Annotated in this window: 22 protein-coding genes; 14 read left to right on the forward strand and 8 right to left on the reverse strand. The window is 72.1% G+C overall.

Annotated features, from left to right (window positions below; all coding sequences use genetic code 11):
- The first annotated feature begins 97 nt into the window (after positions 1 to 97).
- The 8 genes from ligD (at position 98) to AB0C82_RS01870 (ending at position 9018) form a co-directional block, all read left to right on the forward strand.
- Positions 98 to 994, forward strand: coding sequence for a non-homologous end-joining DNA ligase (gene ligD / locus AB0C82_RS01835; RefSeq protein WP_362835261.1), 897 nt, complete (start codon positions 98 to 100; stop codon positions 992 to 994).
- A 261-nt stretch (positions 995 to 1255) separates the two neighbouring features.
- Entirely contained in the window at positions 1256 to 3376 is a 2121-nt protein-coding gene (locus AB0C82_RS01840; protein WP_362835263.1) for a HEAT repeat domain-containing protein, read from the forward strand.
- Positions 3373 to 3696 (forward strand): zinc-ribbon domain-containing protein, encoded by a 324-nt coding sequence (locus AB0C82_RS01845; RefSeq protein ID WP_362835265.1) that lies wholly within the window; start codon positions 3373 to 3375, stop codon positions 3694 to 3696. Before AB0C82_RS01840 ends, AB0C82_RS01845 begins: the two co-directional genes overlap by 4 nt.
- Before the next feature lie 330 nt (positions 3697 to 4026).
- Positions 4027 to 4440, forward strand: coding sequence for an SH3 domain-containing protein (locus tag AB0C82_RS01850; RefSeq protein WP_362835267.1), 414 nt, complete (start codon positions 4027 to 4029; stop codon positions 4438 to 4440).
- 101 nt (positions 4441 to 4541) lie between these two features.
- A complete protein-coding gene (locus AB0C82_RS01855; RefSeq protein WP_362835269.1) occupies positions 4542 to 5921 on the forward strand; it encodes an FtsW/RodA/SpoVE family cell cycle protein in 1380 nt (459 codons plus the stop codon).
- Positions 5918 to 7375, forward strand: coding sequence for a penicillin-binding protein 2 (locus AB0C82_RS01860; protein ID WP_362835271.1), 1458 nt, complete (start codon positions 5918 to 5920; stop codon positions 7373 to 7375). The genes AB0C82_RS01855 and AB0C82_RS01860 overlap by 4 nt, the downstream gene beginning before the upstream one ends.
- Before the next feature lie 24 nt (positions 7376 to 7399).
- Positions 7400 to 8500 carry an amidase gene (locus AB0C82_RS01865; RefSeq protein ID WP_362835273.1) on the forward strand — a complete coding sequence of 367 codons (1101 nt, stop codon included), beginning with the start codon at positions 7400 to 7402 and terminating at the stop codon, positions 8498 to 8500.
- On the forward strand, positions 8464 to 9018 hold the full coding sequence (locus AB0C82_RS01870; protein WP_362835275.1) for a DUF3291 domain-containing protein: 555 nt from the start codon (positions 8464 to 8466) through the stop codon (positions 9016 to 9018). The genes AB0C82_RS01865 and AB0C82_RS01870 overlap by 37 nt, the downstream gene beginning before the upstream one ends.
- Here AB0C82_RS01870 and AB0C82_RS01875 read toward each other — a convergent pair whose 3' ends face one another.
- From AB0C82_RS01875 to AB0C82_RS01885, 3 genes are read right to left on the reverse strand one after another with little or no spacing between them, the layout of a single operon-like run.
- Positions 9019 to 9912: a hypothetical protein gene (locus AB0C82_RS01875; RefSeq protein ID WP_362835277.1), complete on the reverse strand. Its 894-nt coding sequence runs from the start codon at positions 9910 to 9912 to the stop codon at positions 9019 to 9021. It lies immediately after the preceding gene.
- Between the two features lie 55 nt (positions 9913 to 9967).
- Positions 9968 to 10888, reverse strand: a complete 921-nt coding sequence (locus AB0C82_RS01880) for an ADP-ribosylglycohydrolase family protein (RefSeq protein ID WP_362835279.1) — start codon at positions 10886 to 10888, stop codon at positions 9968 to 9970.
- A gap of 51 nt (positions 10889 to 10939) precedes the next feature.
- Positions 10940 to 12046, reverse strand: coding sequence for a ferritin-like domain-containing protein (locus AB0C82_RS01885; protein WP_362835281.1), 1107 nt, complete (start codon positions 12044 to 12046; stop codon positions 10940 to 10942).
- Positions 12047 to 12229: 183 nt separating this feature from the next.
- Between AB0C82_RS01885 and AB0C82_RS01890 the strand changes: the two genes are divergently transcribed.
- From AB0C82_RS01890 to AB0C82_RS01910, 5 genes are all read left to right on the forward strand, one after another.
- On the forward strand, positions 12230 to 13165 hold the full coding sequence (locus AB0C82_RS01890) for a diiron oxygenase (RefSeq protein WP_362835283.1): 936 nt from the start codon (positions 12230 to 12232) through the stop codon (positions 13163 to 13165).
- Between the two features lie 59 nt (positions 13166 to 13224).
- A complete protein-coding gene (locus AB0C82_RS01895; protein WP_362835285.1) occupies positions 13225 to 13992 on the forward strand; it encodes a TetR/AcrR family transcriptional regulator in 768 nt (255 codons plus the stop codon).
- Between the two features lie 4 nt (positions 13993 to 13996).
- Entirely contained in the window at positions 13997 to 14272 is a 276-nt protein-coding gene (locus tag AB0C82_RS01900) for a hypothetical protein (RefSeq protein ID WP_362835287.1), read from the forward strand.
- A 109-nt stretch (positions 14273 to 14381) separates the two neighbouring features.
- Positions 14382 to 17123, forward strand: a complete 2742-nt coding sequence (locus AB0C82_RS01905; RefSeq protein ID WP_362835289.1) for a PQQ-binding-like beta-propeller repeat protein — start codon at positions 14382 to 14384, stop codon at positions 17121 to 17123.
- 120 nt (positions 17124 to 17243) lie between these two features.
- Positions 17244 to 18527, forward strand: a complete 1284-nt coding sequence (locus AB0C82_RS01910) for an NlpC/P60 family protein (protein WP_362835291.1) — start codon at positions 17244 to 17246, stop codon at positions 18525 to 18527.
- 64 nt (positions 18528 to 18591) lie between these two features.
- Here AB0C82_RS01910 and AB0C82_RS01915 read toward each other — a convergent pair whose 3' ends face one another.
- The 5 genes from AB0C82_RS01915 to AB0C82_RS01935 are packed head-to-tail and all read right to left on the reverse strand — an operon-like array spanning position 18592 to position 24438.
- Positions 18592 to 19836 carry a styrene monooxygenase/indole monooxygenase family protein gene (locus tag AB0C82_RS01915; protein WP_362835293.1) on the reverse strand — a complete coding sequence of 415 codons (1245 nt, stop codon included), beginning with the start codon at positions 19834 to 19836 and terminating at the stop codon, positions 18592 to 18594.
- A gap of 58 nt (positions 19837 to 19894) precedes the next feature.
- A complete protein-coding gene (locus tag AB0C82_RS01920; RefSeq protein WP_362835295.1) occupies positions 19895 to 20545 on the reverse strand; it encodes an ATP/GTP-binding protein in 651 nt (216 codons plus the stop codon).
- Entirely contained in the window at positions 20526 to 20939 is a 414-nt protein-coding gene (locus tag AB0C82_RS01925) for a DUF742 domain-containing protein (protein WP_185298505.1), read from the reverse strand. Before AB0C82_RS01925 ends, AB0C82_RS01920 begins: the two co-directional genes overlap by 20 nt.
- Positions 20936 to 21418 (reverse strand): roadblock/LC7 domain-containing protein, encoded by a 483-nt coding sequence (locus tag AB0C82_RS01930; protein ID WP_362835297.1) that lies wholly within the window; start codon positions 21416 to 21418, stop codon positions 20936 to 20938. The genes AB0C82_RS01925 and AB0C82_RS01930 overlap by 4 nt, the downstream gene beginning before the upstream one ends.
- On the reverse strand, positions 21415 to 24438 hold the full coding sequence (locus AB0C82_RS01935; protein ID WP_362835299.1) for a nitrate- and nitrite sensing domain-containing protein: 3024 nt from the start codon (positions 24436 to 24438) through the stop codon (positions 21415 to 21417). The genes AB0C82_RS01930 and AB0C82_RS01935 overlap by 4 nt, the downstream gene beginning before the upstream one ends.
- Before the next feature lie 364 nt (positions 24439 to 24802).
- Here AB0C82_RS01935 and AB0C82_RS01940 point away from each other — a divergent pair, with 364 nt between their 5' ends.
- Positions 24803 to 25588, forward strand: coding sequence for a hypothetical protein (locus AB0C82_RS01940; RefSeq protein ID WP_362835301.1), 786 nt, complete (start codon positions 24803 to 24805; stop codon positions 25586 to 25588).
- Positions 25589 to 25598: the final 10 nt, after the last annotated feature.

Genomic DNA, 25598 nt, shown 5'->3' on the forward strand with positions numbered 1-25598 from the left:
CAGCCATGACTCACGATCCTTCCCCGATGAGCCTCATGGTTCACGCCATTCATGCCTATATCGATCGCTTGGGTCTGTTTCGTGTGATTCTTATTGAATGACGCCGATCACGGAGGTGGAGGGGCGACGGCTGACGCTCAGCAATCTCGACAAGGTGCTGTATCCGGCCACCGGGACCACCAAGGGCGAGGTGCTCCACTACTACGCGGCCACGGTCGCGGAGCCGTTGCTCACGCACCTGGACGACCGGCCCGTGTCCTTCCTGCGCTATCCCGACGGTCCGGACGGGCAGCGCTTCTTCACCAAGAATCCGCCCCCCGGGACGCCCGAATGGGTGCGGACGGCCGAGGTCGAGCGCCATGAGGCGCAGAGTTCACGCCAAGTCGTCGTACAGGACCTGGCGTCCCTGGTGTGGGCGGCCAACCTGGTGGTCGAATTCCACACCCCGCAGTGGCGGGCCGAGGCTCCCCGGATCGCCGACCGGCTGGTGTTCGACCTGGACCCCGGGGCGCCCGCGAGCGTCGTGGAGTGCTGCGCGGTCGGGCTCTGGCTGCGGGCACGGCTCGCGGCGGACGGGCTGACCGCCTACGGCAAGACGTCCGGTTCCAAGGGGCTGCACCTCCTCGTCCCGCTGGAGCCGACCCCATCGGAGCAGGTGTCGGCGTACGCCAGGGGGCTGGCCGTGGAGGCGCAGAACACCCTGCCCGAGCTGGTCGTGCACCGTATGACCCGGGCTCTGCGCCCGGGAAAGGTGTTCGTCGACTTCAGCCAGAACGCCGCGGCCAAGACGACCGCCACCCCCTACACCCTGCGGGCCCGGGCCGAACCGACCGTGTCCGCGCCCGTCACCTGGGACGAGATCGAGGACTGCGGGGCGCCCGGCGAACTGGTCTTCCTGGCGGGCGACATGGCCGCCCGGCTGGAACGCCACGGGGACCTGCTCGGCCCGCTCCTCGACCCGGAGCGGGCCCGGCCGCTGCCGGACACCGGCTAGTCCGCCGCACGGTGGACGGAAGGCACGGAGCCACTGTGGGTTCACAGCCCCGGACGCACGGTGATTTCCTGGCCGGCGGCCGTCATGGGCCTTTGGGCCCAGACCTCTGAAACGCCCTGATTACGTCCCTGTGAGTGTGTCAGGAAAGGCCACAAGTCGCGGGTGGATTGTCGGGGGCGTGGTGCACACTCTGCCCAGGGCGCTGCTTGAGACCGCGGCGTCCACCGTCGGGTACAGGGGCGTTCGCGGGGAGGGGATGGCGTGTTCGCGGGGATCGACGAGGTCGAGTGGGCTTCGATGGAACATGCCTACGGGCCGGCCGACGACGTGCCGGAGCTGCTGCGCGGCCTGGCGTCCGCCGACCCTGCCGAGCGCGAGAGCGCCCTCGACGGCATGTACGGGGCCGTCCACCACCAGGGCGACGTGTACGGGTGCACCCTGGCCTGCATCCCCTTCCTCTTCGAGCTGGTGGTGGACCCGGGGATACAGGACCGGGGGTGCATCGTCGAGCTGCTGACCAGCATCGGCGGCATCGATCTCGACGAGGACGACGAGGACGAGATCGACGAGGAGGAGATCGAGGGCGCCGCCAACTACGCGATGGCGGCGGCGGCCGTCACGGCGGGCGCCGGGGTCTTCTTCGAGCTGATCGCCGACGAGGACCCCGCCGTACGGCTCGCCGCGCCGCTGGCGCTCGCCACCCTGCACAGCCACCCGGTGCGGGTGCTCGCCCTGCTGAGGGAGCGGCTGCCGGTGGAGCCGGACGACGCCGTGCGCATGGCCCTCGTCGAGGCGGCCGGACGGGTCGCCCTGCGCCACCGCCCGCTCGCCGGGCGGGCCGCCGAGTGGCTGAGCCGGCTGTCGTCGCGGGAGTACGGGCCACGGCTGCGGCTCGCGGCCCTCGCCCAGCTCGCACGCTGCTCCCCGGACTCGCTGCCTCCCGATGTCGTGGTGGTCGTCGCGGCGCTGATGCGGGAGCTGCGGTCCGTACCGCCCACGCCCGAGCAGCCCGCCGAGACGGGTCCTCCGCCGGGCGCCGACCCGGCGGCGGTCGGCGGCATACCGACGATGGTCGGGCAGTTGCGGGCGCTGTCGGCCGAGGAGTCGGCGGGGCGCAGCGCGCCCTGGTCGGCCGATCTGCTGCGGACACTGCACGTCGGCCTGGACGACCGGGTCGCGGAACGCACGGCGCTGCTGACCGACCAGCTGCGCAGCCCGGACCGGTGGCAGCGCACGGACGCCGTGCGGATGAGCAGCGGGCTGATCAGGGCCTGGCGCGGCTCGTACGAGGAGCTGGTCGCCCTGGTCGGCACCCAGCTCGCCGACCCGGAGCCACGGCTGGCCGATGCCGCGTCGCACGTCCTCGGGGAGCTGTTCGGGCTGGCGGCCCCGGCCGCGGACGCGCTGGCCGAGCGGATGGCGGCGGATCCGGGTGCCTGGGTGAAGGAGTGGGCGAGCGGTCCGCCGGGGCTCAGCCCCACGATCAAGGCGCTGGCCCGGCTGGGTGACGCCCGGGTGGTGCCCGCACTGGCCGCCGCGCTGGAGCGGCCCGAGCTGCCGCACGACGTGGGTTCCGCCATCAAGTACCTCGGCCCGGCGGCGGCCCCGCTCGCCGGGACGCTGCGCCGCAGGCTCGCCGAGGTCCGGCTCGACGAGAGCGCGTACGACAGGGCGAGTCCGCTGCTCGGAGGGCTGACCGCGCTCCGGGCCGGTGAGGCGGCGCCGGAGGTGCTGCGGATGCTGCGGGGCGCGCCGGAGTACCGCGGCGAGTGGCTGCGTACGGCGGCGCTGCGTGCGCTCGGCTCGTTCGGGCCCGCGGCGCACTGCGCGGTCCCGGATCTGCGTGCGCTGCTGCGCCGGCCCGGCACCGCGGTGGCGACGGAGGCGGCCGAGGCCCTGTGGGCGGTCGACGGGGACGCCGATACCGTCCTGCCGGTCCTCGTCGAGGGCCTGTGGGCGGCGCAGGTGAACGACCGGCGGGCGGCCGCGAGCGCGCTGGGCAGACTGGGCGAGCGTGCCGCGCCTGCCGCGCCGAAGCTGCGGGCGCTGCTGCGCCACGAGGAACTGTGGCTGCGGGTGGACGCCGCGATCGCCCTCTGGGAGGTCACGGCGCGGGCCGGTGACGTGGTGCCCGTACTCCTTGCGGCGTGGGAGCAGAACCGTCACGTCAGGGTCCGGGTCGCGGAATGCCTGGCGCGGATGGGGGCTGCTGGTGCAGGGTCGGAGGCAACACGCGCGCTGAGCGCCGAGCTCGCCTCCGTACGCCGTCACAACGCGATGGACGGCGGGTACGGCAGTCATGACACGTATGAGGACGAACAACTGCTGGCACTGTGCCGGCGGACGTTGCACGGGAACACGGGGAAGGGAACCACACCATGATCATCTTCGGTACGAAGGGGTATCTGTACCAGCTGGCCATCCTGACGATGGTGTGTGGCTGGTGCGGGAATCCCGCCGCTCACACGCTGCGTAAGCGGGTCACGAAGTTCACTCTGTTCTTCGTGCCGCTCTTCCCCTTCTCCACGAAGTTCACGACGCAGTGCACGTTCTGCGGCGGCGAGCGGAAGATCCCGAAGGAGGAGGCCGAGCAGCTGCTCGCGCAGCACGCGTCGGACCAGGACGGTAACCCGTTCGGCCAGGGGCAGCAGCAGCCGGGGTACGCGCCTCCCGGCCAGGGCCAGAACCCCTACCAGCGCTGATCCACCCACCACCCGCCCCCGCTACCCCGTAACCGCGTTCCCCGCATCAGGGTCGCGGGCGGGGGTGCGCGCCGGCCCGACGCCGTGGCCGCGAGCCCGGCAGGGCGGCGCGCGGGCGCGGCTCACCCTCCCGGAGTACGTGCCGCCCGGCGACGTACCGGCGGCCCGGGGCGGTCCCGTGAACGGTCCCGGGCGCCCGGCAGCCCCGCAGGAGCCCCCACCGCAGAGAGTGACCGGTTGCGGACGTCACGTGGCGAACTAGCGTGATGCGCACGAGCCGCGGGCACCCCCCACGGCCCGCACCGCCCGTTCCTTCGTCTTGGAGGCAGCATGTCCGCTCAGCCCCGCCCGGGATTCCGCCGCATAGCCCTCTGCGTCGCCGCCGGCACCCTCGCTGCCCTCTCGACCGCGGCCCCGGCACTCGCCGCCGGTCCCGGCGTACCGCCGCCCGCACCGAAGGCGGAGGCGACGGCCCCGGCCGCCGGACAGGGCGCGGCCGCCGACCAGGGCGACTACCTCGGACGTGTCACCTCCAGGGCCGGGCTGCTGCTGCGCGACCGCCCCACCCGGAGCAGCCGGATCATCGGCCAGGTCCCGTACAACACGGTGGTCCACATCTTCTGCAAGACCACCGGCGACAACGTCGACGGCAACAACCGCTGGTATCTCCTCACCGACGGCACCTGGGCCTGGGGCTCGGCCCGCTACATCGCGAACATCGGTACGGCCCCCCGCTGGTGCTGACCGCCCGGCACGTCACAGCGCGTCTGCCCCGATTCGTCCCCCGGGACAGGCGCGCTAGGACATAAGGGAAATAAGTCCCACCTCTTGCTACGTTGCGTGGCATGACCGCAACGAGGGCGGACGCTCCCCCGCCCGAGCTACGCCTGCCCAAGCGGCGCGGGGTGGAGCTCTGCCTCCTCGTCGGGGCCGTCCTCATCTCCGTCTACGGATACGTCGCCGTCGGACTCGCCAGGAACGGCGCCGTACCGCCCGATGTCGCCGGCTACGGCGCCGGGCTCGGGCTGCTCGCGCTCGTCGCCCATCTCGCGGTCCGATTCCGCGCCCCGTACGCCGATCCGCTGCTGCTCCCGATCGCCGTCCTGCTCAACGGCCTCGGCCTCGTGCTGATCTACCGGCTCGACCTGGAGACCCCCAGGGACCAGGCCGCCCCCACGCAGCTGATCTGGTCCACACTCGGCGTCGCGCTCTTCATCGCCGTCGTCGTCCTCCTGCGCGATCACCGGGTGCTCCAGCGGTACGCGTACCTGTCGGTCGCCGCGGCCCTGGTGCTGATGATCGTGCCGATCTTCTTCCCAGCGGTGAACGGCGCAAAGATCTGGATCAGGGTCGGCGGCTTCTCCTTCCAGCCCGGCGAGTTCGCCAAGATCCTCCTCGCGGTCTTCTTCGCCGCGTACCTGGCCGCCAACCGCAACGCCCTCGCCTACACCGGCCGCAAGCTGTGGAAGCTCCAGCTGCCCACCGGGCGGGTGCTGGGGCCGATCGTGGCGATCTGGCTGCTGAGCGTCGGCGTGCTGGTCCTCGAACGCGACCTGGGCACCTCGCTGCTCTTCTTCGGGCTCTTCGTGATCATGCTGTACGTGGCGACCGGCCGGACCGGCTGGATCGCCGTCGGCATGGTCCTCGCCGCCGTCGGCGCCTTCGTCGTCGGCTCGTTCGAACCCCATGTGCACAGCCGGGTGGAGGACTGGCTCGATCCGTTCGCGTCCATCGACGCGGGGCAGGGGCCGGGCCAGCTGGCCCAGTCGCTGTTCGCGTTCGCCGCGGGCGGGATGCTCGGGACCGGCCTCGGCCTCGGCCACTCGATCCTCATCGGCTTCGCCGCCAAGTCCGACTTCATCCTGGCGACGGCGGGCGAGGAACTGGGCCTGTCCGGGCTGACCGCCGTGTTCCTGCTGTACGCGCTGCTGGTGGCCCGCGGTTACCGGGCCGGCCTCGCGCTGCGCGACCCGTTCGGACGGCTGCTCTCGATCGGTCTCGCCTCGATCCTCGCCCTCCAGGTCTTCGTGATCGCGGGCGGCGTGATGGGGCTGATCCCGCTGACAGGCATGGCGATGCCCTTCCTCGCGCAGGGCGGTTCGTCCGTCGTCACCAACTGGATCATCGTCGCTCTGCTCATCCGGGTCAGCGACGTGGCCCGCACCCCGCACCCCGGTCAGGCGGAGACGGGAGTGATCGCACCGGTCCTGGAGGACGAGTCGTGATCCGCTACATCCGCCGGGCCGCGGCCTTCTGCCTCCTGCTGCTCGTGGCCCTGCTCGTGAACGCCGCCCGCATCCAGCTCTTCGAGGCCGACGAGCTGGACAGCAACTCCGCCAACCGCCGGACCACGATCGACCGTTACGACCAGCCGCGCGGGAACATCCTCGTCGGCGACGAGTCCGTCACCGGCTCCAAGGACACCGGCGAGCAACTGGCGTACGAACGCACCTACAAGCACGGCCCGCTCTACGCGCCGGTGACGGGGTACGCCTCACAGACGTACGGCACCACCCTCATCGAGAACGCCGAGGACGACATCCTGTCCGGCACCGACCCGCTGCTCGCCCCGCTGCCCCTGTGGAACGACATCACCCGCAGCCGGCAGCCCGGCGGGAACGTCGTCACCACCATCAGGGATTCGATGCAGCGCGCCGCGTACGACGGACTCGGCGGGCGGCGGGGCGCGGTGGCCGCCCTCGAACCCTCCACCGGCAAGATCCTGGCCCTGGTCTCGACCCCCTCGTACGATCCCGAGCGGCTCTCCGGTACCGGCTCCGCGGTCACGGACGCCTGGGCCCGGCTCACCACCTCCAAGAGCCAGCCGATGCTCAACCGGGCCATCCGCCAGACCTATCCGCCTGGCTCCACCTTCAAGATCGTGACGGCGGCCGCGGCGCTCGACTCCGGTGTCGTGGACGACCCGGACGAGCCGACCGACACTCCCTCGCCCTACGTCCTGCCCGGCACCTCCACCGTCCTGCCCAACGAGGCGAGCGGCTGCGGCAAGGCATCGCTCTCCGAGGCGATCCGGGTGTCCTGCAACACCGTGATGGCCCATCTGGGGGTGGAGGTGGGCCTCGACGGGATGGTGGAGGCGGCCGAGAAGTTCGGCTTCAACGACACGGGGCTGAAGATCCCCTCCGGGGTGGCCAGGAGCAACTTCGACACGGAGATGAGCGACGACCAGCTCGCCCAGTCGTCCATCGGGCAGTTCGACACCACGGCGACCCCGCTCCAGATGGCGATGGTCGCCTCGGCCGTGGCGAACGGGGGCGACCTCCGGTATCCGCATCTGGTGGACCGCACGACCACTCACGACGGCGACCCGGTCCAGCAGCAGGGGTCACGCTCGTACCACCAGGCGATGAACCCCACGACGGCGATGCGGCTGCAACGGATGATGGTCGACGTCGTGGAGAACGGTACCGGGACGAACGCCGCGATCGACGGGGTGACCGTCGGCGGCAAGACCGGCACCGCCCAGCACGGCATCGACAACTCCGGTACGCCGTATGCCTGGTTCATCTCCTGGGCGCAGGAGAGGAACTCGGGCCGGCCGGCCGTGGCGGTCGCCGTCGTCGTGGAGGACGCCACCGCGGACCGTGCCGACATCAGCGGCGGCGGCAGCGCCGCACCCATCGCGCGGGCCGTGATGCGCGCGGCGCTCGACGGCTGAGCGGACGCACGGAACACTGGCGGCATGACGCACGCATCGGCGGTGGCACGGTCGCTGGACCGGATCGCCCGGCTCGATCCCGGACTCGGCGCGTTCGTCGAGGTGTGGCCGCGGGAGGCGCTCGCACGCGAGCCGGCGGCCCGCGCCCTCCCGCTGGCCGGAATGCCGTTCGCCGTGAAGGGACGGTCCGGCATCCGGTCGTACGCCGCCCGCCGGCTGATCGCGGCGGGCGGGGTCCCGGTCGGCGCGACGTCCGTGCCCGGTCCCGGCACGGTCTGGCAGACCTGGGGGCAGGGGGCACACGGCCCTACCGTCAACCCCTGGCGTCCGGACCGCACCCCGGGCGGCTCGTCGGCGGGATCCGCCGTGGCCGTCGCCGCGGGCCTGGTGGAGCTGGCGACGGGCAGCGACGGGGCGGGCTCCGTACGCATCCCGGCGGCGTGGTGCGGCGTGTTCGGGCTGAAGACGACGAACGGCCTGCTCCCCTCCCCCGACCGTTCCGGGCTCGCGGCGCCCGGGGTGCTGGCCCGCTCGGCCGCGGTGGCCGAGACGTATCTGCGTCATGTCCTGGACGGGTACGAGCCGTTCGAGGCCCGCCTGCCGGTGCCAGCGGTCCACAGCGAGGACCTCGGGTACGTACAGGTGGACCCGGAGGTGGCGGCGGTCGTACGGCGCGCCGTGGAGCGGCTGGCCGCCTCCGGGGTCGTGCGGCTCACCACCGGCGGCTGCGAGCTGCTCGATCCGGGACAGGCGTGGCAGGAGGTGCGCGGCGGCGCCCCGTCCACGGCCGCCGCCGCGGTCCGCGCGGAGAACGACCGCAGGCTGGACGCCTTCTTCGCCCGTACACCGCTGCTGCTCACGCCGGTCACCCCCAACCGCCCCCATGGGCACGAAGGTCCTGGCGAGGTCTACTCGACGGCGTCGACCTGGGGGTTCAACCTGAGCGGGCATCCGGCGGCGAGTGTGCCCGCCGGCTTCACCTCGGACGGCTGCCCCGTCGGGCTTCAACTGGTGGCGGGGCGCGGGGCGGACGTCTCGCTGCTCGGAATGGCCCGCGTCGTGGAGGAGGCGTTGCCTACTGTGCCGCCATGGACACCACAGACGCACAGGGCGCCGACGCGCTGAACGCCGGGAGAGCGGGCTCCGAGCTGGCCCAGGTGAACATATCCCGGCTGAGGTTCCCGCTGGATTCCCCGGAGCTCAAGGACTTCGTGGACGGCCTCGACCCGGTGAACGCGGTCGCGGACGCCGCCGACGGGTTCGTCTGGCGGCTGCAGGCCGACTCCGGCAACGCCACGGACGTGGTGATCTTCGGGGACGTCTGGCTGGTCCTGAACATGTCCGTGTGGCGGGACGTGGACGCCCTGACCACGGTCATGTACGCGGGGCGGCACCGGGAGCTGATGGCCCGGCGCCGCGAGTGGTTCGCGAAGGTGGAGGAGTCGATGACCGCCCTGTGGTGGGTCCCGGCGGGCAGCCGCCCCTCGGTGGGCGATGCCGAGGAGCGCCTGCTCCACCTGCGCGAACACGGGCCCACCGAGCGGGCGTTCACCCTGCGGACCCGCTTCCCGGCACCCGCCGCCACCGGCGCGGCCGGTGCGGCCGGTGCGGCCGGTGCGGTCGGTGCGGTCGCGACCGGCTGATCAGCCGAGCGGCTTGCGGATCTCGGAGCGGACCTTCGCCGTCTCCGCGGCGACCTTGTCCAGGTCGATGGACTGGGCGTCCTTCACCACGTCCTCGGCCCGGACCACGGCGATCATGGCTGCCGTGTTGGAGTCGCCCCAGGCGCACATGGGGATGTTGACGGTCATGCCGCTTTCCTTCGACGCGACGACCTGGCACTCCACCGTGATGTCGTAGCCCTCGGGCTTGAACTCCTTGGCGGGCACGACGAGCTTCGAGCCGTCCGCCGTCGCCGCCCCCTCCATGATCTTGCCGCGCATGAAGCCGGGGGTGGCGAGCCGCCCGTACATGCCGGAGAGCACGAGGGCGTTGGTGCCCTCGGTGTACTGCGCCACGACGGCCTTGCCGTCCCGGATGCTGGCGTCGGGGGTGTCCTCGATCTCCTTGCCCTCGGTCTCGGACATGTCCTGGGCGAGGGTGAACTCCTCGTCGAGGACCTTCTCGGCCACCACGAGCTTGTACTCGGCCTTCGGGAACGCCGCGTCGGCCCCCTTGCCGACGAGCTGGGCGACGCCGAAGGCGATGCCCCCGGCGACCACCAGCGAACCGACGACGATGCCGACGATCAGCCCCGTGCGCTTCTTGCGCGGCGGCGGCTGAGGCGGCCAGCCGCCCGGCCCGGGCTGCATTCCCGGCTGCATCCCGGGCTGCCCGGGTATACCGGGCTGCCCCCACGCACCCTGCTGCCCGTAGGGCTGCTGCGGCTGCTGCGGCTGCTGCTGCTGCTGCTGCGGGTAGCCGTAAGGCTGCTGCGGCTGGCCGAACGGCTGCTGCCCGTACGGGTTCTGCGGAGGCGGGGACTGCGGCTGGGGAGGCCCGTAGGGGCCCTGCGGCGGCTGAGGCGGCATGGTCATGCGCTCACCGTACGTGACAGTTGCGAACGTAATTTCGACAAAGGCCGTTTCGGTATCAGGTCGAGAGAGAACCGGAACGCCCGAGCGGCTCCCGGCGCCGCATCCACGCGTCGGGCACCCCACCGGTACCGGTGGCCGCACCCACGACCCCGCCGGTGATGGCGCACGTCGTGTCGACGTCCCCGAGCCCTTCCGCCGTCGCCCAGAGCGCGGCCTCCAGATCGTCCGGGTGGCGGGCGGCGGTCCACAGGGCGAAGGGGACCGTGTCGTCGGCGCGGATGCGCTGTCCGTTGCCGAGCAGATCGGCGGCCTTCCACGGTTCCGTGGTGAACGGCACGTCCACGGCGCGGCGCAGCCCGTCGCGTACGGGCCCTTCCGGCGTACGCTCCGCGACGGCCGCGAGGGTGAGTTCACCGCGCACCGAGAGCGCCGCAGCGACCGCGACGGCGACCGCGCCCGCGATGCCGACGGGGTGCGCGTGGGTGACCTCCGCGGAGAGGGCGGCCTGTTCCGCGGCACGGCCCAGGTCGTCGTGGAAGCGGGCGCCGAGCGGCGCGACCCGCATGGCGGCGCCGTTGCCGAGACTGCCGCCCTCGAACAGCCCGGGCGCCAGGGTCCGCCAGTCGGCCGGCGCCGTCAGCAGCTGGGGCAGCAGCAGGTGCATCCCGTGGCCGTAACCGCGTGCCTGGTCCGCGTCGAAGGCGAGGGCGAAGAACAGGGCGAGCCGGTCCTGCTCGACGTGACCGCACTCGTCCAGGACACGGTTCAGCGCCAGGGCGAGGGCGGTGTCGTCGGTCCAGTTCCAGACGGGCTCGCCCGGGGTACGCCGGGCACGGATCTCGTCGAACGCCTGCTGGGGGTCACGGAAGAGCGGGAACCAGCGCTCGCCGAACGCGTCGCCGAGAGCCAGCCCTTCGAGGCTGCGGTGGGCGGCGGCGACCGCCGCCGTGGGGCCGGCTGCTGAGGGAGGCGTCATGCGGGCATCCTCCCGGCCCGCGGCCGGGCGCGTCCATCGATTACGGGGCCGTCAGTCCGCGCTCCCCTGCGTGATCGCGTCCGCGACCTCCGTCACCCGGGCCTGCTCCTCGGCCTCGAAGCGCTCGCGGTCCAGTTGCTCGGCGATCTCCTCGTCCTGGGCCATCAGCAGGTCCAGGCTGGAGTCGCCGAGCTCGAAGACGCCCATGTCGACGTACGCCTTCTGGAGGCGCTCGCCCCACAGGCCGATGTCCTTGACACACGGGACGATCCGGCTGAAGAGGAGCTTGCGGAAGAGCTGGAGGTACTCCGAGTGCTCGGAGAGCTCCTTGGCCTCCCGCGTGCCGATGCCGAAGTTCTCCAGCACCTCCACCCCGCTGAGCCGGTCGCGCATGAGGTAGCAGCCCTCGATGACGAACTCCTCGCGCTCACGCCGTTCCGCGTCGCTCAGCTGCTTGTAGTAGTCGCGCAGCGCCATCCGGCCGAAGGCCACGTGCCGGGCCTCGTCCTGCATGACGTACGCCAGGATCTGCTTGGGCAGCGGTTCGGTCGTGGTGTCGCGGATCATGCCGAAGGCCGCGAGGGCCAGACCCTCGATCAGGACCTGCATACCGAGGTAGGGCATGTCCCAGCGGGAGTCGCGCAGGGTGTCGCCCAGCAGCCCCTGGAGGTTGTCGTTGATCGGGTAGAGCATCCCGACCTTCTCGTGCAGGAACCTCGCGTAGATCTCCGCGTGCCGGGCCTCGTCCATCGTCTGGGTCGCGGAGTAGAACTTCGCGTCCAGGTCGGGCACCGACTCCACGATGCGCGCCGCACAGACCATCGCGCCCTGTTCACCGTGCAGGAACTGGCTGAACTGCCAGGAGGTGTAGTGCTTGCGCAGCTCGCCGCGGTCGCGCTCGGTCATCTTCGCCCAGTGCGGGGTGCCGTACAGCGTGAGGGCCTCGTCAGGGGTTCCGAGCGGGTCCGCGGGGTCGACCTCCAGGCTCCAGTCGATGCGCTTGTTGCCGTCCCACTGCTTGTCCTTGCCCTTCTGGTAGAGGGCGAGCAGACGCTCCCGGCCGTCGTCGTAGTCCCAGCTGAAGCGGGCCGCCCCGGAGGCCGGCACCTGCCAGACCGGCTCGTCGGGCCTGGTGGTGTAGAGATCGTGTGTCGACACGGACGGCTCCTTCGCCTTGTACGGGTCGCGTCGCCGACTTCCCAGCAACCGGCGCCAGTTGGCAGGTTCACACGGTGGTAGACACCGGGTCAACAAGTCGTGCGGAAGGGATTGACGGGCTTGCTGACAAGCAGTCTCATAAGAAGTGACCGCAGGTAACCCATGTGTGAGGTGCCCTCAGCCATGTCGACAGCGACCGAACGCGACGTCCAGCTGCTCCGTGACGCACTCGGGCCCTTGCGGGACCGCGAACAGACCGCCGCGCGTCTTCTCGAATCCTCGGCCAAGCACTCCTTCGACCCGGACACCGAGCTCGACTGGGTCTCCCCCGTCGAGGACGGCAAGTGGTTCTGGCCGCCCGAGCTGATCTCCCTCTACGACACCCCGCTCTGGCGGAAGATGTCGGAGGAACAGCGGATGGAGCTGGCCAGGCACGAGGCGGCGTCCCTCGCCTCGCTCGGCATCTGGTTCGAGATCATCCTGATCCAGCTGCTCGTCCGGCACATCTACGACAAGCCGGTGACCAGCAACCACGTCCGTTACGCGCTCACCGAGATCGCGGACGAGTGCCGGCACTCGCTGATGTTCGGCCGCATGATCACCTGGGGCGGCGCACCCAACTACCCCGTACCGCGCATCTATCACAACCTGGCACGGGTCCTGAAGACCGTCTCCACCACGCCCGGATCGTTCGCCGCGACACTGCTCGGCGAGGAGATCCTGGACTGGATGCAGCGGCTGACCTTCCCGGACGAGCGCGTACAGACCCTCGTACGCGGCGTGACCCGCATCCACGTGGTGGAGGAGGCACGGCACGTCCGGTACGCCCGCGAGGAGCTGCGCCGCCAGATGGTCACCGCACCCCGCTGGGAGCGGGAACTCACGCGGCTCAGCTGCGGGGAGGCGGCCCGCGTCTTCTCCGTCTGCTTCGTCAACCCGCAGGTGTACGACCACGTCGGCCTCGACCGCCGGGAGGCCGTCGCCCAGGTCAGGGCGAGCGGCCACCGTGCCGAGGTCATGCAGTCGGGCGCCAGGCGCCTGACGGACTTCCTCGACGACATCGGCGTGCTGAACGGGGTGGGACGCAGGCTGTGGAAGAGCTCGGGCCTGCTTGCCTGAGCGGGGTCCCGGCGGGCGGCATCGGCCCGCCGGGAGCGGCAGCCCATAGTCTTCCTCGCATGACCTCCGCCGCTGAAACCCCGACGACCCCCGCCTACCGACGGCTCGGCGTCGAGGTGCGGCGCGCCCAGATCATCGGCGCGGCCCTCGGTCTCTTCGCGCACCGGGCACCCGACGAGGTCTCGCTCGACGAGGTGGCGGCGGTCGCCGGTGTCTCGCGACCGCTGGTCTACCGGTACTTTCCCGGTGGCCGTCAGCAGCTGTACGAGGCGGCGCTGGGTTCGGCCGCCGCCGAACTCACGCTGTGCTTCACGGAACCCGCCGTCGGACCCCCCACGGAGCGGCTCTCGCGGGTCCTGGACCGGTATCTCGCCTTCGTGGACGAGCACGACGCCGGCTTCAGTGCCCTGCTCCAGGGCGGCAGCGTCGCCGAGACCTCACGTACGAGCGCGATCGTGGACGGGGTCAGGCGGGCGGCGGCCGAACAGATCCTGCTGCACCTCGGCAGGGGCAGCGGCCCCGGGCGGCGGCCGGCGGGACCGAGGCTGCGGATGATGGTGCGCACCTGGATCGCGGCCGTCGAGGCGGCGTCCCTGATCTGGCTGGACGAGGAGAAGCAGCCCCCGGCTGACGGACTGCGCGGCTGGCTCGTGGACCATCTCATCGCGCTGCTCGCGGCGACGGCGGCGACGGACCCCGAGACCGCCGCCGCCGTGGCGGACCTGCTGCCGCTGGAAACAGCCACAGGACCCGCCGGGCGACTGGCGGATCTGGTGCTCCCGGTGATGGCCGGTGCGGCCCACCTGCTGCCCGCTGCGTCAGACTGACCCCGTGAGAAGCGAGAAGACCCTCTTCAGAGGCGGTCCCCTGGACGGCCGGGTGCTGCCCGTCCTCGTCGGGGCGACCGGCCATCCCCCCAAGTGGTACGAGGTCCCGGTACCGGACGCCGACGGCGGCCCTCCCACCGTGTACGCGTACCAGCGGGTCTCGGCCGGACACACCAGGCGGCTGGGGCTGCCGCGCGGCTGGGTGTACGAGTACGCACCCGGGGGGCGCGAGCGGCGGACCGTCAAGTGGCCCTGGACGAAGCCCGGCAGCGGGCACTGACTCCTCGCGCCCGTCGGCGCGGAGCGGGGTGTCCGGGCCGGGCAACGGGGGCCGGACCCTCTAAGATCGACGCTCTGGTGCCGAGGCACGGTAACAAGGGGGGTGCGCCATGGAGGCGCTGCGTCAGGACGATCCACGTCACTTCGGCCCGTACACCGTGCTGGCGCGCTTCCGCGAGACGGCGAGCGCCGTGCAGTACGTGGCCAGGGACGGCGGCACCGCCGAACTCGCCGTCGTCAGCGCGGCGCGGCCCGCGCTCGCCGCGGTCCCGGCGTTCCGGCGCCGCTTCCAGGCTGAGGCCCGCACGGCGGAGCGGCTGGCCGGCGGATGGGTACAGGCTCCGCTGGCCGCTCCCGGTGCCGGTGAGCTGTGGACGGCGTGGCCGTTCGTGCCCGCCCTGACGCTCGCTCAGGCCATCGACCTGACCGGGCCGCTCCCCGAGCGCGCCGTGCGGATACTGGGCGCCGGCATCGCGGAGACCCTGTCCCGGGTGCACGCCACCGGTGCCGTCCTCCAGGGGCTGGCCCCTGGCACGGTCCTGCTGGCCGCGGACGGCCCCCGGCTCACCGCGTTCGGCCCGCTGGGCGCGGCGGCGGCAGCGGAGGCGCGGCCCGGCGGGCAGCTCTCCGTACGGCTGGGCTATCTGACCCCTGAGCAGGTCGGGGGCGAGGAGGCCGGACCGGCGTCCGACCTGTTCGTCCTGGGACTGCTGCTCGCCTACGCGGCGACGGGCACGACCCCGCTCGCGGACGGTCCCGCCGACGAGGCGGCCGAACGGATCGCGCACAGCAGCGCCGAACTGGACTCCGTACCGGACGCGTTGCGCGAACTGATCGCCCGCTGCCTGGCGAAGGACCCGTCCGAGCGGCCTTCGGCGGGCTCGGTGGCCGCCGATCTGGCACTGGAGGGCGCGGCGGCGCTGGCCAAGGACGGCTGGCTGCCTGAGCCGCTGGCGGCGGCGGTGGCCGCGCAGGAGAGCTGGGCCCGTGGGCTGGAGCCGCCGGCCGACGAGGCGCCTGCGGACGAGCCCGCTGTGGACGAATCCCTGGACGAGCCGCAGGACGCCGTGGTGCGGGACGCGGTGGTGCGTGAGGCCCCCGTGCAGGACGCGGTGGTGCGGGACGCGGTGGTGCGGGACGCCCCCGTGCAGGACGCGGTGGTGCGGGACGCCGCCGTGGCGCCGGTCGCCGCTCCCGTGGTCACGGAGCAGCCCCGTGAGAGCGGCCAGGGCACCGTCGAGGACAGCAGGACCACCCGGTTCAAGGCCATCGGAAGCCGGCCGCACACCGACCTGCCGACCACGCAACTGGCCCTTCCCCGCGAACAGACGGCGCTCCCGCCCGCCCCGGCTCCGTACCCCTACGGACAGGCCGCCGCACCGCAGGCCCCGGCGCCGCAGGCCGCCGGGCCCGCACCCTTCGCCCCGGCCCCGCAGGCGCCTCTCCCGCTGCCCTCCCAGGCACCCGCGCCGGCCCCTGCCGCCTCCCCCGGCCCCTCCCGTCCGTCAGGCCCCTCCGGCCTCGCGCGCGACCGCCGGGCCCTGCTCACCGTCCTCGCCGCCGGGGCCGCCGGACTCTTCGTGGGCGCGGGCGCCGTGTTCGCCCTCGGTTCCGATGACTCCGCGCCCCCGGCCGACGACAAGCCGGAGCCGAAGCCTCGCCGCGCGGTGCCGGGACTGCCTCCCGAGCCGCGCTGGATGTACACGCATCCGGCGTCCGAGCCCGCGCCCCTCACGTCCGCGATCTGGCAGGACGAGCTGCTGGTGCTGAACGGCGAGAACGGGGCGACCGGCGTCAGTCTGCGCACCGGGCGCAAGGTCTGGCAGCAGCCGGACGCCACCGGCGGCCAGGAGGTGCTGGCCGCCGGCAAGGGCCTCTGCTTCCTCGCGGGCCCGGCCGAATTCCTCTGGCTCTCCGCCGAGGACGGCAGGATCGTCCACCGGGTGGCGTACGCGACCGCGTTCACCGACGCACCGGGCCTCAAGGCCGGTCCGCTCACCGGCCACTTCGGCCCCGTCGTCTGGTTCACCGGCTCCCACACGGTCACCGTGAAGGCCAAGAAACCGAAGAAGGGCAAGAAGCCGGGCAAGGACACCCAGGTCGTCCGCGCCCACCTCTTCGCGTACGACATCGTGCGGCGCAAGGAACTGTGGCGGGCGGCCGTGCCCGCCGGGCGCTCCCCCGGCACACCGGACTACCGGCTGACCGCCGTCAGGGCCGCCGACATCGTCGTACGCCAGACCGCCGCGACGCTCACCCCCGGCGAGGTCAAGGCCGCGAAGGGCAAGGGCTCCTTCCGCTGCTTCGACCGGAACACCGGAAAGCTGCTGTGGACCCGGCAGTTCGGCACGGTGACGCCGGACGGGGCCGTGTCGGGTGACGAGGAGGGGCAGCTGTACGGCGCCGTCGGCGACGATCTCCAGGCCTTCGACACGGCCACGGGCAAGCCGCTGTGGCGGGTGAACGGCACCGAGGCATCCGTCTTCGGCACAGCCGTCCCGGCCGGGGAACTCCTCCACATCACGAACCGGAACCAGGAGGTCGGCGTCGTCGAGCGGGAGACCGGACGGCTGCGCTGGCGCCGCTCGACCGAGGTGCCCCTCGGCGGCAACGCCCCTTCCCTCGCGCTCAGCAGGAGCGGAAAGACGCTGCTCGCGGCGGATGTCACCCAGGTCACCGCGTTCTCCGCCACCGACGGGCGGCGGCTGTGGAAGTTCCAGGACATCGGGGTGCAGGACCCGGAGAAGGACCCGAAGGGCGCGACGGCCCTTGCTCCGTACCGGGTCAGGACGTCCGGCGGGACCGCGGTCGTGCAGCGGGGCAGGGCGTTCTACGCCTTCCCGGTGACCTGACCGGCGCCACGCCGCACGGTGCTTGCGTCACCTGACGCCACCTGACCGGATGGAGAGGATCCGCCCATTTGTGGGGTTATCCCACAAATGGGCCCCCGCTCCGTCGTCGGAGGTGATGTCGTGCCCGGGAGAGTCCTGCGTGCGCTCTGCACAGCGGTGATCGCGGCGGTCGTCTCGGCCGCACCCGCCACCGCCGAACCCGTCGGCCCGAGCCCTGGCCCCTCGGTGGGCGGGGAGGACGCCACGGCCGGCGATGACGAAGCGGCGGTCGGCGCGGAGGGGACGGCGGTCGGCCCGGAGGAACCGGTCGACGCGGAGGGGACGACCGTCGACGCGGACGAGGCGTTCGCCCCGCAGGCCGGCAGCGGGGCCGAGAGCGTCGCCGGGCTGCTGAAGCGGCTCCAGACGCTCTACCGGCAGGCCGAGGCGGCCGGCGAGGCGTACAACGGCACGGCCGTGGAGCTGAGGAAGCGGACCGCCGAGGCGAAGAAGCTGGCAGCCGATCTTGCCCGGGCCCGGGTCGCGCTCGACCGGGGCCGGGGGGACGCGGGCCGGCTGGCCCGCGAGCAGTACCAGGGCCGGTCCGACTTCTCCGCGTACATGCGGCTGCTGCTGGCCCGCGACCCCGCGAGCGCCCTGGACCAGAGCCACATCCTCCAGCGGATGGCGGCGGGCCGGGCGGCGACGGTGGACCGGCTCGCGGGTGCCGAGAAGCGCGCGGATCTGCTGGCGACCGCTTCCCGCAAGGCACTCGACAAGCAGCAGGCCCTCGCCGCGCGGCAGAAGAAGCAGCGCGACGTCGTGCAGTCCCGTCTGAAGGACATCGAGGCCATGCTGGCCTCGCTCACCCCCCAACAGCTCGACGCCGTCTCCCTGCTGGAGAAGGAGGGCACGAACGCGGCCCAGCGCGAGCTGGTGGCCTCCGGAGCCCTCAGCTCCACGAGGCCGCCGTCCCGGCAGGGCGGTGACGCCGTGCGGTACGCGGTCGCGCAGCTCGGCAAACCGTATGTGTGGGGCGCCGAGGGTCCCTCGTCGTTCGACTGCTCCGGACTCACCTCGCAGGCGTGGGCGGCGGCCGGACGGCCCGTTCCCCGGACCTCGCAGGAACAGTGGCGGCAACTGCCGAAGGTGCCGGTCAGGTCCCTGCGCCCCGGCGACCTGGTGGTCTACTTCCCGGAGGCGACCCATGTGGCGCTCTACATCGGCAACGGCCTGGTCGTGCAGGCACCGCGCCCAGGGGCCGAGGTGAAGGTCTCACCCCTCGCGTCGAATCCGCTGCTGGGCGCGGTGCGCCCGGACCCGGACGCCGAGCCGCTGAGCACGTACACGCCTCCGGAGCTCCCGGAGAACGCCACGGACGGCGACGACACGGGGTACAGCGCGGCCACCGCCCCGGTCGAGTAGCGCACATGCCGACGGGGCTGTCACGTCGGCCCGAACGACGTGACAGCCCCGTCGGCGTCGGCCGTCAGCCGGCTACGGCACCCGTGACCTCGGCGAGGTAGGCGTTCGTACGGTCCGGCTCGAAGAAGAAGTTGTCGAAGTCCGCCGGGTCGTCGAAGCCGTTGGCGAAGCGGTCCGCGACCGGCTGGAGCTGGCCGGCGGCACCGATCAGGTTCAGCACGTGCTCCGGCGGGACGCCGAGCATCGCGTTGGTCCACTTCACGACGTGCTGCGCGGTGTCCCAGTAGCGGTCGAACGTGGACTGCATCCAGTCCGCGTCGAACTCCCGGTCGCCGTGCTCGATGATCGACTGCAGGTAGGCGTTCGCGCACTTGGAAGCCGAGTTGGAGCCCTGGCCGGTGATCGGGTCGTTGGCCACGACCACGTCCGCGACACCGAGGACCAGACCGCCGCCGGGCAGCCGGCCGACCGGCTTGCGGACCGTCGGCGCGTAACGGCCCGCCAGGGTGCCGTTGGCGTCCGTCAGTTCGACCTTCGTGGCACGGGCGTACTCCCACGGAGTGAACTTCTCCATCAGCTCCAGCGTCTTGGCCAGGTGCTCGGAGGGGTCCTTGATGCCCTGGAAGGCGTCGAGCGGTCCGCCCGGGATGCCTTCCCAGAACAGGATGTCCGCGCGGCCGGACGTGGTCAGGGTCGGCATGACGAACAGCTCGCCGACGCCCGGGACCAGGTTGCAGCGGACCGCGTCGAAGTCGGGGTGCTCGGGACGCGGGCCCATGCCGTGCACGTAGGCCACGGCCAGGGCGCGCTGCGGGGCGTCGAACGGCGAACGCGAGGCGTCCCGGCCGAACATGGAGACCAGCTCGCCCTTGCCCGCGGAGACCATCACGAGGTCGTAGGTGCGGGAGAAGTAGTCCAGGTCGGAGACGGCCGCGCCGTGTATGACGAGCTGACCGCCGCGCTGGGCGAAGGTCTCCATCCAGCCGGCCATCTTCACGCGCTGGTCGACGGACTGCGCGAAGCCGTCCAGCTTGCCGACCCAGTCGATGGCACGCGAGGAGTCAGGCGCGGCGACGGACACACCGAGACCCTCGATGCGAGGGGCCTGCGACTCCCAGAAGTTGAGCTGGAGGTCGCGCTCGTGCTGCAGCGCGGTGTGGAACATGCACTGCGTCGACATGACCCGGCCGGTCCGGATCTCGTCGGCCGTGCGGTTGGACATGAGGGTGACTTCGTAACCGCTCGACTGCAGTCCGAGGGCGAGCTGGAGCCCGGACTGACCGGCTCCGACTATGAGTATCTTCCGCATCGCGGTTCTCCGTTACGTGTTCGTACGCGTGTGTCGGCTGTTCAGGGCCGGACGGACCCTAGGCCGGGGTGGCATCAAGAGCGTGACCCACCAGGGCCAGCAGCGACTCGACGACAGTGATCCTGTTACGCGCGTCCATGATCACAACAGGCACGTGCGGGGGTACGGTCAGGGCCTCCCTGACATCCACGGCCTCGTAACCGGGCGTCCCCTCGAAGTGGTTGACCGCCACGATGTAGGGAAGACCGCAGCTCTCGAAGTAGTCGAGGGCCGGGAAGCAGTCGGCGAGGCGCCGGGTGTCGGCGAGCACGACCGCACCGATCGCGCCGCGCACCAGGTCGTCCCACATGAACCAGAAACGCTGCTGACCGGGCGTGCCGAACACGTACAGGACGAGATCGTCGTCGAGCGTGAGACGGCCGAAGTCCATCGCCACGGTCGTGGTGATCTTGTCCGGCGTGGCGGTGAGGTCGTCGGTCTCCTCGCTGGCCCGGGTCATCAGCGCTTCGGTCTTCAGCGGGGTGATCTCGGAGACCGAGCCCACGAACGTCGTCTTGCCGACGCCGAAGCCTCCCGCGACCACGATCTTGGTCGCGATGGGGGCCCGGGTGTGGTCCAGCTGCCACGGCTGGAGCGTTTCCTCGGCCTGGTCCGCCGGCCCCGGCTGACGCGGGGCGAAAAGCGTCGCCTCAGAGACGGCGGAGTCCATTGAGCACCCTTTCGAGCAGTGCGCGGTCGGGCTGACCGGTTCCGTGACCGGTTCCGTACACGCGGATCTTTCCCTGGTCGGCCAAGTCGCTGAGCAGCACGCGGACCACGCCGAGCGGCATCTTCAGCAGGGCCGAGATCTCCGCGACCGTACGCATACGGCGGCAGAGTTCGACGATGGCCCTGAGCTCCGGCATGACGCGTGAGGCGAGGTTGCCGTTGGTGAGCTCGCGGCGCTCGTCGGGGGCTTCGAGGGCGGCGACGAACGTCTCGACGAGGAGGACGTGGCCGAAGCGGGTGCGTCCGCCCGTGAGGGAGTACGGACGGACCCGGGCGGGCCGCTTGTCGGCGCCGCGCACGGGGAGCCTGCGGGCGGGTTCGGCAGCTGAGGTCACTGGGCGCTCTCCATCGATTTGCGCAGCTCACTGCGGAGTTCGGGGGTGAGTACGTGTCCGGCACGGCCGACGAAGAGCGCCATGTGGTAGGCGACGACGCTCATGTCGCAGTCGGGGGTGGCGTGCACGCCGAGCAGCGAGCCGTCGCTGATGGACATGACGAAGACACTGCCCTCGTCCATCGCGACCATCGTCTGCTTGACGCCGCCGCCGTCCATCAGCTTGGCGGCTCCCGTGGTGAGGGAGCCGATGCCGGAGACGATGGTGGCCAGGTCGGCGCTTGAACCGCGGGGGCCGGACCTCTTCTCGGCCGCGGGGGCGTTCACCAGGTGGCCCGGGTCCGAGGAGAGCAGCATGAGTCCGTCGGACGAGACGACGGTGACCGAGTGGACCCCTGGCACCTCCTCCACGAGATTGCTCAGCAACCAGTGAAGATTCCGGGCCTCGGTGCTCAGCCCGAATGTGCTGGGCGCAGTCAACTGCGTGCCTCCTCGACTGTGTCCCCCATCTCATCGGATCGACCGTCGGTACGGTCGGCCAGCTCAGTGTGGTCGGTGTGCGCGGCGGCGACCGCGACGCCGCCGACCGGCGTGTCCTCGGCGATCTCCGCCTCGACGTCGCGTCGGCCGTCCTTCGCGCCCTGGTGGAAGCCGCCGAGCCTGCGGCGCAGGGCGTCCTTGTCCAGGCTGCCCTTGCGCTCGGCGGCGGGGGCGCCCGCGGGCTTCACGATCCTGGGGGTGCGCTTGGGCAGCCCCTTGTCCGTGACGACGCCCTCGTCCTCGCCGCGGACCTCGCCCTGCGGCTGCCGGGGGCCGGGAACCGTCTCGGCGGCGGGGGCCGGTGCCGTGAGCGGCTCCGGGGCGGTGGCCTGTCCGGGCCTCGCGTGGGGTTCCGGGGCCTGCGCGGAATCGTCGTCCGCGGCGCGCTCGTGCCGGTCGGGTCCGATGGCGTACGGGTCGACGGCCACCGGGCCGGCCGTCTCCGGCGGCACCGGAAGCCTGACCTGCATCGTGGTCTCCGCCTCGGTCTCGACGGCGACCGGGCGGGGGCCGGGCATCGCGGGCTCGGCGGGGATGACGCCGGCTTCGCGGATCGTCTGCTCGGCTGCCGCGATCAGCGGATCGACGGTCGCCTCGGCAGGCTCGACCGCCTCAGGCGACTCTCTCGTCTCCGCCTTCTCCGCCGTCTCGGCCGTCTCCGCCGACTCGGAAGCCTGCGTTGCCTCTGCTGCCTCGGGCTCCGGAACGTGCGCGACCCCGGCCGCCTCCGGCGCCCCGGTCTTCGCGGTGCCCGGCAGTTCGCCCGTCCGGCCCGGCAGGGCGTTGGAGTTGGCCTCGGCGACCGAGCCCGGCAGATTCAGCGTGGGCGCGTCACCCGCCTTGTGCACGGGCGGGGGCGAGGCGGCGGGAGGCGCCTTCGGCAGCAGGGCCTGGGGCAGGACGACGACCGCCGTCACCCCGTTGCCCTTCTGCTCGCGCAACTGCACCCGTACGCCGTGGCGCGCGGCCAGCAGCGAGGTCACCTGGAGGCCGAGCCCGGCGCCGTCGGCGCTCTGCTCGCCCGCCTCGAACGAGGCCGGGTCTGCCAGCCTGGCGTTGAGCTCGCCCATCCGGACGGCCGACATGCCGATGCCCTCGTCCTGCACGGAGAGCATCACCTCGCCGGTCTCCAGGAGCCAGCCGGACAGCTCGACATGGGAGTCGGGCGGCGAGAAGGAGGTCGCGTTCTCCAGGAGTTCGGCGACCAGGTGGCTGAGGTCGTCGGCGGCGAAACCGGCGATCTGTGCGTGCGGCGGCAGGGACTGGATCGTCACCCGCTCGTACCGCTCGATCTCGCTGACCGCGGCGCGCAGGACGTCGACCAGGGGAATGGGCCCGGCGTGGCCGTGGCCGTGCTCGGCGCCCGCGAGTACCAGCATGTTCTCGCTGTGGCGGCGCATGACGGTGGCCATGTGGTCGAGCTTGAAGAGCGTGCCGAGACGCTCCGGGTCCTGCTCGCGCTCCTCCAGGCTCTCGATGACGCCGAGCTGGCGCTCGACGAGGCCGAGGGTGCGCAGCGAGAGGTTGACGAAGGTGTGGTGGACCGTGTTCTTCAGCCGCTCCAGCTGGGCGGTGAGATCGGCCGCGTGGACCTGGAGTTCGGCGCGCTGGACGGTGAGCGCCTCGCGGCCCGCGACCAGTCCCCCGCGCTCGCCGCGGAGGGTCTCCAGCTCCTTGCCGAACGTGTCGTGCAGCCCGTACAGCTTGCCGTGCAGCGCGTTGATGGACCGGACGACCTGGGCGAACTCGTCGTTGCGGCCCGTGTAGCGGATCGCCTCGGCGGTCTCCGGCTCGCCCGCGAGCCTCGCGGCGCCGATCCGCAGGACGGCGAGCGGCTGGGTCAGGGTGCGGGCGACCGCGGTGGAGACGCCCACGACGATCAGGAAGCAGCCGCCGAGCAGCGCGAGCCGCAGTTCGAGTGCGGTGACGTCGTCGTCGCGGAGCTGTTCGAGGCGCTGGACCTGGGCGGTGCCGAGTGCCGACTCGACGCCGCGCATCCGGTCGATGCGGGCGGAGAGGGCGGCAGCGACCTTCTTGCGGTCGGCCTTCTGGTCCGCGTCCGACAGTTCGGGCCGGTCGGTGAGCCTGGAGAGGTACTTCTCCGCGCTGTTGACCTCGGGGCCCGTGACGGTCGAGGAGAGCTTGTCCCGGGCGACCGGGTTCGCGGCCTGGTCGAAGTCGGCGAGCGAGGCGAGCTCGCGGACCCGCGCCTGCTGCGCGGCGGCGCTCAGCTCGTCGCGGTTGCGGCTGTCCTCGGCGGAACTCTCGCCCTGGATCCGGACCGGAAGCCCGGTGAACGGATCGGTCTGCGTGACGGTCTCGCCGCGCGGTACGGCGAGAGCGGCCAGGAGCAGGCCCCGGGTCGCCGATGCCTGCTCGACGGCCCCGCCGAGAGCGAGCGGTGCGCGGGTGGAGTCGGAGGCGCGCGGCGGGGTCTTGGCCGCGAGCTCCTCGGCGAGGCCGTGGAGCTTGGAGATGACCTCGGAGTACGCCCGGTGGGCCTCCATGGCCGAGCCCTTGCCTGAGAGCGCCTCGCGGCGCAGCGAGGGGATCGTGGAGATGTCCCTGCGCAGACCTGCTGGGGCCTCGGCGCGGATCTCGTCCACCTGCTGGTCCACGCGGGCGGCGGAGCCACCCTCCGCGCCTTCCGGCGACTCATCGCGGCCGGCCGCGATGAACGCGGTGACCTCGTCGCGCTCATCGGCGAGCGAGTGCGCGAGGGTGATGGCCTGCTGGTTCAGCTCGGAGAGGGTGACCAGCTGCTGGGACTCGTTGAGGTCGGACGAGGCGCTCAGCGCGGCGGGGGCGCCCGCGGCGATGACGGTGATGCCGACGACCGCGACACCCGCGACCAGTCGGCTGCGCACCCGCACGGTCCGTTTGGCGGCGCCCGGCACCGGAGGGGTCGCCCCGGAACCGTCGCGCGTGCTGCCCTTGCTCCGAGGCCTCTTCTTCTGCACCGGTGCTCGCAATCTTGACTCGTCCACCCATGAAGCAGAGGTGACGTACGGTCACGTGAAAAGGCGCCCCACCCCTGGTACGGCTTCTGACCATTCCAGTGCTTTTGAGAGGGGCGCACGCATCAACCGCTCCGCCACTCGAAGGAGTGAACATCACTCCGGAGTTGGCGAACAAGTCTCCCCACGGGCGCCATCGGCCATGCACGGGCCACCGGGTGGAAGTTCCGCCCAGGCTTTGGCAGGATGCCCGCCCGCACCCGCCACGGAGCGATTCCCTCCGCCCGCACCGGCCTGGCTGACCTGCTGGTACGGGCCAACCGCCGGTTCGTGCAGGGCTCGTGAAGGCGTCGTGCAGACTGACCTCATGCGCATGGAACTCGCGACCGAATCCGGCATCCGGGAACGCCCCAACGAGGACTGGGCGTCCGCCGCACTCCCCGCGTCCGGCCAGGGTGGGGCGCTGGTCCTGCTCGACGGCGTGACGCCACCGGAGGGTGACGACGGTTGTGTGCACTCGGTCCCCTGGTTCACGGCACGCCTGGGCGGGGCGCTGGCCGAACTGTCCTGTTCGCGCCGAGATCTGACGCTGACGGAGATCCTCGCCGAGTCCATCCGGCGCACCGCCGACACGCACCGTTCCTCATGTGACCTTTCTCACGTGAGGACTCCGCAGGCGACGGTGGTGCTCGCACGCTGGGACGAACAGGCGGTCGAGTACCTGGTCCTCTCCGACTCCGTGCTCCTCCTGGAGTCGCCCGAAGGGGAGGTGCGCGCGGTCCTCGACGACCGGCTCGACCGGCTGCCGCCCGGTTCGCTCGCCTCCGTGGCCATCGCCGACGCCCGCGCCCGGAACAAGGAGGGCGGCTTCTTCACCGCCGCCGCCGACCCCCAGGTGGCGTCCCGGGCGGTGACCGGCCGGGTGCCGCGACCGGAGGTCCGGTCCCTGGCCGCGCTGACGGACGGGGCGAGCCGCTGGACGGAGATGTTCCGGGAAGGCGACTGGGCGGCCACCCTGGAGCTCCTGCGCAAGACCGGGCCCCAGGGGCTCATCGACCGGGTGCGGGAGCTGGAGCGGGCGGACACGGAGCGCCGGTACCTGCGCCGGAGCAAGACCCATGACGACGCGACGGCCGTCTTCGTCGAGTTCTAGGCCGCACTGT

This window comes from Streptomyces sp. NPDC048560 (assembly GCF_040650955.1).
Classification (GTDB): domain Bacteria; phylum Actinomycetota; class Actinomycetes; order Streptomycetales; family Streptomycetaceae; genus Streptomyces.

Excerpts from the sequence above, each read along its gene's own strand:
- AB0C82_RS01880 (WP_362835279.1), bottom strand. The coding sequence starts at position 10,888 with ATGACGCCTCCCTCAGCAGCCGGCCCCACGGCGGCGGTCGCCGCCGCC.
- AB0C82_RS01855 (WP_362835269.1), top strand. The coding sequence starts at position 4,542 with ATGACCGCAACGAGGGCGGACGCTCCCCCGCCCGAGCTACGCCTGCCC.
- AB0C82_RS01845 (WP_362835265.1), top strand. The coding sequence starts at position 3,373 with ATGATCATCTTCGGTACGAAGGGGTATCTGTACCAGCTGGCCATCCTG.
- AB0C82_RS01890 (WP_362835283.1), top strand. The coding sequence starts at position 12,230 with ATGTCGACAGCGACCGAACGCGACGTCCAGCTGCTCCGTGACGCACTC.
- AB0C82_RS01920 (WP_362835295.1), bottom strand. The coding sequence starts at position 20,545 with ATGGACTCCGCCGTCTCTGAGGCGACGCTTTTCGCCCCGCGTCAGCCG.
- ligD (WP_362835261.1), top strand. The coding sequence starts at position 98 with ATGACGCCGATCACGGAGGTGGAGGGGCGACGGCTGACGCTCAGCAAT.
- AB0C82_RS01895 (WP_362835285.1), top strand. The coding sequence starts at position 13,225 with ATGACCTCCGCCGCTGAAACCCCGACGACCCCCGCCTACCGACGGCTC.
- AB0C82_RS01850 (WP_362835267.1), top strand. The coding sequence starts at position 4,027 with ATGTCCGCTCAGCCCCGCCCGGGATTCCGCCGCATAGCCCTCTGCGTC.
- AB0C82_RS01865 (WP_362835273.1), top strand. The coding sequence starts at position 7,400 with ATGACGCACGCATCGGCGGTGGCACGGTCGCTGGACCGGATCGCCCGG.
- AB0C82_RS01940 (WP_362835301.1), top strand. The coding sequence starts at position 24,803 with ATGCGCATGGAACTCGCGACCGAATCCGGCATCCGGGAACGCCCCAAC.
- AB0C82_RS01905 (WP_362835289.1), top strand. The coding sequence starts at position 14,382 with ATGGAGGCGCTGCGTCAGGACGATCCACGTCACTTCGGCCCGTACACC.
- AB0C82_RS01875 (WP_362835277.1), bottom strand. The coding sequence starts at position 9,912 with ATGACCATGCCGCCTCAGCCGCCGCAGGGCCCCTACGGGCCTCCCCAG.
- AB0C82_RS01915 (WP_362835293.1), bottom strand. The coding sequence starts at position 19,836 with ATGCGGAAGATACTCATAGTCGGAGCCGGTCAGTCCGGGCTCCAGCTC.
- AB0C82_RS01870 (WP_362835275.1), top strand. The coding sequence starts at position 8,464 with ATGGACACCACAGACGCACAGGGCGCCGACGCGCTGAACGCCGGGAGA.